Raw genomic sequence first — 8,658 nt, forward strand, 5'->3', positions numbered from 1 at the left:
GGTGGGCGGGGCGGGTGGTTTCACCGGTCCTCACCAGGATTCTTTGGCTCTTTGCGTCGGGCGGCGCCGCGTCGCGGCTCACCGGGTCGTGGACACCCGCGACCCGGTCGGTGACCGCCGGAATAGTCCGCGTCATGGCGTCGCCCGCGGCGGGCTGGCCTTGATCTCAGATAAGTCACGCTGCGCTGAGGACACCGGAACGACACGTACGGCCTGAGGAGTGTGGCATGCCCCATCTCAGCGTCGGTTGGCCCTCTCCCAGGCACGAACGATCTCGAGGGGAATGCGTCCGCGGTCGGGAAGGTCGTACCCGCGGCCCTGTGCCCACTTCCGGACGCGGTGGGTGTCGATCGGCACCTCGGAAGCCGTGGCTGTCACGGGGCTGTGCAGGCTGGACGGCGTGAAGAAGACACCGCGGTCGAGGAGCCCGCCAGGAAACATCGGGACCTGCACGTCATTTCTGAGCACGGAGACGAGGAACTCGGACACCGTGCCGTCGTAGGTGAACCAAGGAGCGCCCAGAGCTTCGTTGACGGCAACAGGCCATCGGCCCGGAGCGTCGGTCGGACGGGTTGCCCAGAACAGATAGTCGCCGTTCTCTGTGACGCCCATGGCCTGGAGCTCCTCCACCGGGTGCGGAAGGGGCCAGGGCCGCTCGGCGACCTGCCGGACCTCTTCGATCTGCTCACGCAGCCGGGTCGGCATAGGGCCGGTCAGGTCGGCCCACTCGCTGGGAGCGCCGGGGTGGTAGAGCGTGATGAAGTCGCAGAACTGCCCGGGGCCGTAAGTATCCACGAGCTGCTTGTAGTCCTGAGGAAGAGCCACCCCGAGGGTGTTCTCCACGTCGGACCAATCACTACCTTGGGGGGGCGAGGCGGGAGGCGGGCACAGCGCGGTGAGCGTCGTGAGGGCGGTCATCGGGTTTCCTCACCAACTAGGGGCGGCGTCGTGGGCGGGGCTCGTCGTGAGCCGGATTGTCGAGGATGATCCCCTCATCAAATTGGAGGTTACCGTCCCGGTCCTTCTTGGTGCCGAATGCTTCGAGCTGGATGGACTTGGGAGGCGAGTCCGGATCGTCGTTCACGTACTCCAGGTACACGCTGTAGCTGACGACGTCGTGATCGGCCACGGCGTCGTACACACGCTGTTCGAACATGCTCATCTTCGGCGTGTTCGTCGGATTCTGGGAGATGGTGAAGAGGTTGTCCTCGAAGTCGCCGGATCCGCCGAGTTGTCGGGCGAGCATGTGACCGCGGGCTTGGCCCTTTCCGGACTGGTAGCCGGGTGGAATGATCGCGTTGTTGGCGTGCGTGCCCTCGTCAAGCATGTTGCGCGTGATGACCGCGTGCATCTCGTACGGCCGGCCGTGCTCGTCGCGCACCCATCTGACCTGCCCTCCCCAGGTGGGGTCCGGGGTACAGGCGGCCAGCCCGAGAGGGTCCGACAGGACGAGGGGATTGACGACGTAGGAGTACGGGTTGATCGAGGGCGCTATCCCCAGCGGATCGGGTGACAGGTACCGCCCGACTTCGGGATCGTAGAAGCGATTGAAGTTGTAGTGCAGGCCGGTCTCGGGGTCGAAGTACTGGCCGGGGTGGCGCAATGGCGTGTAGGCGGTGCTGCCCTTGCTCCACTGAGTGGCTCCCCACACGGTGCTGCGGGCGCGCCAGGCCACGGACCCTTCCTCCGTGACCAGCTCCGTAGGGCTGCCGATCAGGTCGGTGATGATGGCGAAGAAGCGGCGGTCCACTTCCTTCTGAGCCCCGTCGAGCTTGGCTTCGCGCTGGCACAGAGGTCGCCCGCCTGTGTAGTCCCACACCAGCGTGATGTCTCCGCCGTGCTGTTCAGCGAGCTGCACACCGTCCCACCGGAACGTAGTCCTCTCAACCACCTGTCCCGTGTCGTCGGTGCGCTCCTTGGCCATACGGCGGCCCAACGCGTCATAGAGATATTGCCAACGACCGTCTTCCGGCGTCTGCACGAGGGTGAGGCGATCCTCAGCGTCCCACCGGAAGTGCCAGTGCAGGACAGTGCCGCTGAGGGTTTTGGTCCGGCGGTGCGTGAGCCGCCCCTGCGCGTCATAGACGTACTGCGTGCGTCCCGCTCGAACGAGGCGAGTGCCGTCGAAGCGCCGCACGCCCGCCGCTGACTGCCCCGGCGCCTGGGCGGGAACCCGTGTGTCGGTCTGATCGCCCGCCGCGTTGTAAAGGTACTTCTCCGTCCAGCCGTCTGCCCGTACTTCCTGCACGCGGCTGGCGGCGTCCAGGACGAAGGTACGCCGGCCGCTCTGACTGTCCTCTATGGCCGTCCGCACGCCGTCGGCCTGATAGGAGAAGCTGCGTACCAGATCGGGTCGGCTACCCGCCTGCAGAGTCATGTCGCGCAGCCGGCCGACCGAGTCCCAGCGCTGGTGCAGGCGCAGCTCGCCATCGATGGTCCGCTCGGTCTCCCGCCCCAGCGCGTCGCGCTCGAAGCCGAACGTATGGCCACCCGCTGACACGGAGCTGAGGCCGGAGAGTCCGTACTCGAGTCGACTTTCGGCTCCTGACGGAGTGCGCCTGCTCGTACGCCTGCCGAGCCCGTCATAGGTGAACGACATCGTCGCACCGTTCACCGTGTCGCCGACGATGCGTCCCGCCGCGTCTCTGGTCAGCTCGATGCGGCAGTGAGCGTTCTCGACGCGCCAGACATGACCGTGGTCACCGTAGACGAACGAAGATACGGCCTCCTCGCCGTGCGTGATGCGTGTGACGCGACCGAGGGCGTCGCGGTCGAAGCCCATCGTCTGGCCGACGGAATTCGTCCTCCGGGTTATGCGACCGACGGCGTCCCGGTCATAAGTCACTGTTCGGCCGTCGAAATCGCGCTCCGCGGCGAGCCTGCCCGCGGCGTCGTAGGTATAGCTCCAGGTCTGGCCGTCAGCGTTGGCGACCTGAGTCAGCCGCAGCTCCGTGTCGTGCGTGAACTGGTAGTCGCTCGCCTCTCCCGTGCGCGTGGAAAGAAGCACATCGAAGTGACCGTATGAATGGTGAGTGACGCGCCCCATGCGGTCCGTGTGAGAGGAGAGATTCCCTTCGCCGTCCCAGGACCATTCCTCATGGCTGCCGTCCGGCAGCTCTCTTCTGAGAAGCCGTCCCTCGGTGCTCCATGCCTGGCGTACGACGCCGCCTACGGCATCCACGACTTCGGTGATTCGTCCGAAAGCATCACGTGCGCATGTGGCGGTGGCTCCATCGGGCCGGGTGATCCTGATGGGTAGGCCGGCTGCGTCGGTGGTGAAGCCAGTGACTTCGCCGAGGGCGTTTTCCACGCGGCGCAGGCCGCCGTGGGTGTCGTATGCGTACGACGTGCGAGCCCCTGTTTGGTCGAATGCTTCGCGCAGGTTTCCGCGATCGTCGTAGGTGTAGGAACGCGAGACTCCGCCACGTTCGGTGATCCGGTCTGGCAGGTCGAGCCGGTTGTACGAGGCGGTGGTACGTATTCCGTCCGGCGCCACCAGGCCGGTGAGGTTGCCGCGCTCGTCGTACTCGAAGTGGGTAGTGTTTCCGAGTTCGTCCGTCTGGGTCAGCAACTGATTTAGAGAGTCATACTCGAAATGCTTCGTGTTTCCGAGCGGATCGGCTTCGGCTATGACCTGAAGGAGATCGTTCAGGTAGTAGGTGGTGGTGTCTCCGGTTGAATTCGTGTAGCGAGTCGCCTGCCAGCCCGTCTGGGGATCCTCCTCGTAAGTGAAGGTCGAGGACATGAACCCATGAGGTCCGACTGTTTGGATCACTCGTCCGTGCGCGTCGTAGACGTAGCGGAATGCAGACGAATTTCGATCCGTCCAGGACGTCATGCGCCCGGAGTTGTCGTAGGTGAAGCGCAGGGGGCAGCCGGTGGAGTCGCGGACCGAATTAAGTCTTCCCTCCTGATCGTAACCATAGTTCCGTATGAGGGCTGGCGCCTCAGGTTCGAAGTGACAGCTCGGAGACGCGCTCGCCGGCCACTTTCAGACGTATCTGGTAGCCGCCTTCATGAATGACGGTCATGGGTGCACCGTCGCTCTGGCGCGTGATGAGGATGCGGTTGTCGTTACGATCCTCTATCTCGCTCAGCCAGTACGCCGCGGAAGGGCTGTACGGGCTGCCGGTGAAATGTCGCGTCAGCCCGGAGAGGGGGTCGTAGGTCCGGTACGTGGTGAATTCACCATCTCGATCGCCGAAGTGCAGCAATGCTCGCGAGCCGTCAAGGGGCAGGACGCCTTCCGGGTCGTCCACAGCGGGGAGCGTGGGATAGACGAGCAGGGACCCGTCCTCGCGCGCCCAGACCATTCCCTGTCCGCCGGCGCTGGACTCCAGTCGCTCGTCCAGCGTCGAGGCCCAGCCGGGCCCGAACCACCGCCCCCACTTGTATCCGGAGAGGTAGGTGCGTCGCAGAGTGAGGGGAAGAACCCCAGGCAGCGATATGTCCTCCTGAGGAAGCGCCATCTCGCCTGTGGCGATGTCAACAGGATCGTTCTTGCAGGTCTTCTTCCTCAGCGGGATGCTGTTTCGACGGGTGTCCTGTTGAGCGGTCGCCAACCGGTCGGGCTTCGTGGTCGGTCCATCGCTGTCGCGGCGACGGCCTGACGCCGTCCCGTCACTGCGACCGTCCCGGGGGTCCCCACCGTCTCCGCCCCTCACCAAGGTGGCCCGGATGCGGTCCCGGACGTCGCCGTCCGCGTCCCGATGCCTTCTCGAGCCGCCTCCGATGGCATCCGGGACCTTCTTGCCCACATGGTCGCCCAGGTCGTCGAGAGCCTTGGTCAGCTTCTCCGTGAGGCCATCGATGGTGGTGTCGAGGACAGCGGTGAGCGAGTCCTTGCCCTTGGCGCGCCCGTGGTGCCCTTTTGCCTTCGTCAGCTTGCTCCCTGCACGCTCCTTCATGGTCACCTGCACCGCGGCCAGATGCCATCCCGCTTGCCCGTGCGCGTCATGGTCGATCCTCGGGCCGCCGCCCGGCGCCCCTCCGCCGGCACCGCTCGCGGAAGCCAGTTGCAGGGTTTCCTTGGCTACCTGCTTGGTCTGCTCGCCGTCGTACCCGTCCTGGACGCCTGCTACGTTCAGCGCCGTTTGTATGGCGAGGTCCGCGACGATGTTCTCGATCGCCGCCACCGCCGGTTCGGTGAGCGTGGCGACGATTTCGGCGACGACGGCCTCCGCCATCTCCCGGAGGATCCTCTTGAAGGCGATACGTGTTGCGGTGATCTTGGCACCGGCGATCAGGGTGGACAGGCCGGCGGTGACAGGTGCGAAGGCCAAGGTGATGCCCACGGTTGCGCACAGGTCGGCCAGTTCGCCCACAGCGAGGATCTTGCGGGCGACGATGATGTCGGCGACCCGGTCGAGCGCACCGGCCACCAGGCGCGCCGCTGCTGCAAGGTCCCTGTGCTTGCCCTGCACCCTCGACCAGTGCTTGTCGAGGGCCGTGAGCGACTCGCTCTGTCCGGTGGCCAGCAGCTTCTGGATATGGCCATAGGCGATGCCCGCGTCGTCATCCGCGTCGTCCGCGAACTCGCGCAGCGAGTCGGCCATGTCGCGATATGCGTCTTCGTCGACGTTCGGCCACCCCACGCCGACGATGTCGAGCATGGTGTCGACGCCCTCAGGAATGGTGTAGCCCACGACGCAGCGCCCCCGTTTCTTTGTGCGCAAACAGATCATCAGATCGAATGCGGATCAGTAGCTTGCCACGGCCCGACTGCGCGACTCCAGCCCGTTCCGGGGCACTCGGCGGGTCGTGGAAACCCGCGACCCGGTCACGGCCGCAGATCCAGCTCCGCCCACACCGTCTTGCGAGGCACCGGCCCCAGCGCCACGCCCCAGCGGTCGGCGAGCGCTTCGACGATCAGCAGGCCGCGTCCGGACTCGGCGTCCCAGGGCGGGACGGGAGAACACCCGGGGTCGGGCGGGAGGCGGTCGTCGCGGGTGTCGGTGACGGCGACGCGCAGCCGCTTCCCGTCGTCCTCGATGGCGAGGTCGAGCCGGAAGTCCCGTCCGGGGACGCGGCCGTGGACGGTGGCGTTGGTCGCCAGCTCGGCGACGATCTGCGCGGCGGCGTCGGACGGGAGCCCCTGGGCGGAGAGTTGGGCTGCCGTGAGCAGTCGAGCCAGCCGCGCGCCCCGGGGTGTGGGGGAGAGCAGGACGGAGAACTGCCAGGTGGGGGTGGGGGCTTCGGTGTGGGTGAATTCGTGAGGCACGTCACACAGCGTGGCCGTGCGTGCGTACGCTGAACAGAGCGAGGCGTGTACGGACGGTCACTGTCCGGCGCTGTGCGGGTCAGTCCAACTCGTACAGCACGACGTACGGGAGGCGGGTGGGTCATGTCGGGAGAGGGCGGTGTCGGCGCGGAGGAGCCGGACGGGGACGTCGGACTGGAGGACGACGACGAGTCGGGCGCGGTCGTCGAGGCGGTGGGGCGGCAGATCAGGCTGTGGCGTGAGGCGGCGGGCCTGCGGGCCGCCGAGCTCGGCGCGAAGGTCGGCTACGGGGAGAACCTCGTCTACAAGGTCGAGGCGGGCAAGCGCATCCCCAAGCCGGAGTTCCTGGACGGGGTGGACAAGGCCCTGGGCGCGGGCGGCAAGATCGCCGCGATGAAGCAGGACGTGGAGCAGGCCAGGTATCCGAAGAAGGTCCGGGATCTGGCGAAGCTGGAGCGCGAAGCGGTGGAGCTGGGCGCGTACAGCGCCCACAACCTGCACGGGCTGCTCCAGACCGAGGAGTACGCCCGCGCGCTGTACGAGATGCGCCGACCACCCTTCAGCGCCGACGAGGTCGAGCGGCATGTGGCGGGCCGACTCGGGCGGCAGAAGATCCTGGAGCAGACGCCGGTCACGATGTTGACCTTCATCCTGGAGGAGGTGACGATCATGCGCCCCCTCGGGGGCAGAATGGTGGCGCGTCGCCAGCTCGAACACCTGCTGGAGGTCGGGCGGTTGCGCCACGTCGACATCCAGGTGATGCCGACCGACCGGGAGGACCACGCCGGAATGGGAGGTCAGTTCCAGGTGCTGAAGTTCCAGGACGGCACGGCGGTCGCACACTGGGAGGGGCAACTGTCCAACCGGATGATCTCGGACCCGAAGGACGTCCGGGTCATCGAGCTGCGCTACGGCATCCTCCGGTCGCAGGCTCTCACCCCACGGGAGTCGCTGGCCTTCATCGAGAAAGCGCTGGGAGAGAGATGACCCGCAAGACGTCAAGCGAAGCCGGTCTCACGCGCGACTGGTTCAAGAGCAGCTACAGCAGTAATGACGGGCCCGAGTGCGTCGAGGTCGCCGCCGACCCCGGCACCGTGCACGTCCGGGACTCCAAGAACGTCCCCGGGCCGCAGCTCGGGTTCGCCACCAGCGCGTGGGCGGACTTCGTGTCGGCGTACGCCACCCGGTAGGACAGGTGATCCGGCCGCCCGCGCCCCCGGGTGCGGGCGGCCGGACCGGTCACTTCTCGGTGACCGTCACCTTCTCGTCGTTCTGGATCTGCTTCACCAGTTCCTTGACCTTGTCCTGGTTCCAGACCAGGTTGCCGCCCCGCTCGCCGCTGATCGGCATGTTCATCGAGGTGCCCTCGCCGCCGGAGACGCCCTTCATGGCGAAGAACATCTCGGCGAGGTCGAACAGCGACATGTCCTTGTCGACGATGACGGTGTCCAGGCCCGCGCCCATGGTCGGGTAGAGCTTGAAGGGGTTCAGGATCGTGCCGGGGGTGGCCGCCTGGCTCGCCAGCGCGGACAGGAACTTCTGCTGGTTCTTGGTGCGGTCCAGGTCGGAGCCCGCGAAGGCGTAGCGGGTGCGGACGAAGGCCAGGGCCTGCTCGCCGTTCAGCTCCTGCTTGCCCGCCTGGAAGTCGGCTCCGGACTTCTTGTCCTTGAACGCCTTGGGGATGTCCATCTCCACGCCGCCGAGCGCGTCCACGATGTTGGCGAAGCCGGCGAAGCCGATCTCGGCGTAGTGGTCGATGCGCAGTCCGGTGTTGTGCTCGACGGTGCGCACCAGCAGCTCGGGGCCGTCCTCCGCGTACGCGGCGTTCAGCTTCACCCGGCGGCCCTGGGTGGGGAAGGTCTTGCCGGACTCGGAGCCGACGAACTTGGGGATCTCCACGTCCGAGTCGCGGGGGAGGGAGATCATGCTGTTGCCCCCGCCGCAGGCGGCGAGGACCATCATCGAGTCGGTGCGCTTGCCCTCGGCTGAGCCGGTGTGCAGCTTCTTCTTCTCCTCGGCGGACATGCCCTCGCGGCTGTCCGAGCCGACGATCAGATACGTGGTGCAGTCGTCCTCGGCGGGTCTGTCGATGACCTTGGCGAGGTCCACTTCGCGGCGCATCTTGCCGTCCGCCCAGAAGTAGGTGCCGACGCTGGTGCCGACCACGGCGACCAGCAGCACGATCGCGCCGACCTTGAGCCGCTTGCGCCAGTCGGGGGCCTGCCCCGGGGGTCTGCCGGGGCCGCCGGGGCGGCGCGGGCCGCCCGGGCCCCGGCCGCCACCGCCGGGGGTGCCGTAGACCTGGCCGGTGTTGTAGCCGCTGTCGTAGCCGGAGGGGGGTGGGGACTGGCGGGGGAGCCCGGCGTAGCCGCCGGGAGCGGGCGGCGGCGGGGGCCGTGGGGGGGGGCCCGGGGGCTGGGCGTGGCGCCTCACCCCGG

Annotated in this window: 7 protein-coding genes; 2 read left to right on the forward strand and 5 right to left on the reverse strand. The window is 67.1% G+C overall.

Annotation, left to right across the window (positions count from 1 at the left end):
- Positions 1-237: 237 nt before the first annotated feature.
- The 4 genes from C6N75_RS13485 to C6N75_RS13500 all read right to left on the reverse strand — a co-directional run bounded on the left by C6N75_RS13485 (position 238) and on the right by C6N75_RS13500 (position 6,220).
- On the reverse strand, positions 238-918 hold the full coding sequence (locus C6N75_RS13485; protein WP_105869121.1) for an Lsr2 family DNA-binding protein: 681 nt from the start codon (positions 916-918) through the stop codon (positions 238-240).
- 16 nt (positions 919-934) lie between these two features.
- Entirely contained in the window at positions 935-3,745 is a 2,811-nt protein-coding gene (locus C6N75_RS13490; RefSeq protein WP_181160461.1) for an RHS repeat-associated core domain-containing protein, read from the reverse strand.
- A gap of 202 nt (positions 3,746-3,947) precedes the next feature.
- Complete coding sequence (locus C6N75_RS13495) at positions 3,948-5,645, reverse strand: DUF6531 domain-containing protein (protein ID WP_105869123.1); 1,698 nt, start codon at positions 5,643-5,645, stop codon at positions 3,948-3,950.
- Positions 5,646-5,779: 134 nt separating this feature from the next.
- Positions 5,780-6,220 (reverse strand): ATP-binding protein, encoded by a 441-nt coding sequence (locus tag C6N75_RS13500; RefSeq protein ID WP_105869124.1) that lies wholly within the window; start codon positions 6,218-6,220, stop codon positions 5,780-5,782.
- A 123-nt stretch (positions 6,221-6,343) separates the two neighbouring features.
- Here C6N75_RS13500 and C6N75_RS13505 point away from each other — a divergent pair, with 123 nt between their 5' ends.
- Together C6N75_RS13505 and C6N75_RS13510 are read left to right on the forward strand one after the other, a co-directional pair.
- Positions 6,344-7,207 (forward strand): helix-turn-helix domain-containing protein, encoded by an 864-nt coding sequence (locus C6N75_RS13505; RefSeq protein WP_105869125.1) that lies wholly within the window; start codon positions 6,344-6,346, stop codon positions 7,205-7,207.
- Positions 7,204-7,410: a DUF397 domain-containing protein gene (locus C6N75_RS13510; protein WP_105869126.1), complete on the forward strand. Its 207-nt coding sequence runs from the start codon at positions 7,204-7,206 to the stop codon at positions 7,408-7,410. The genes C6N75_RS13505 and C6N75_RS13510 overlap by 4 nt, the downstream gene beginning before the upstream one ends.
- A gap of 49 nt (positions 7,411-7,459) precedes the next feature.
- Here the strand turns inward: C6N75_RS13510 and C6N75_RS13515 are convergent, their stop codons facing one another.
- A complete protein-coding gene (locus tag C6N75_RS13515) occupies positions 7,460-8,653 on the reverse strand; it encodes an LCP family protein (protein WP_105869127.1) in 1,194 nt (397 codons plus the stop codon).
- Positions 8,654-8,658: the final 5 nt, after the last annotated feature.

It is taken from the genome of Streptomyces solincola, from assembly GCF_002982015.1.
Classification (GTDB): domain Bacteria; phylum Actinomycetota; class Actinomycetes; order Streptomycetales; family Streptomycetaceae; genus Streptomyces; species Streptomyces solincola.

Coding starts and splice junctions, on each gene's coding strand:
- C6N75_RS13485 (WP_105869121.1), bottom strand. CDS start 918: ATGACCGCCCTCACGACGCTCACCGCGCTGTGCCCGCCTCCCGCCTCG.
- C6N75_RS13505 (WP_105869125.1), top strand. CDS start 6,344: ATGTCGGGAGAGGGCGGTGTCGGCGCGGAGGAGCCGGACGGGGACGTC.
- C6N75_RS13490 (WP_181160461.1), bottom strand. CDS start 3,745: ATGTCCTCGACCTTCACTTACGAGGAGGATCCCCAGACGGGCTGGCAG.
- C6N75_RS13510 (WP_105869126.1), top strand. CDS start 7,204: ATGACCCGCAAGACGTCAAGCGAAGCCGGTCTCACGCGCGACTGGTTC.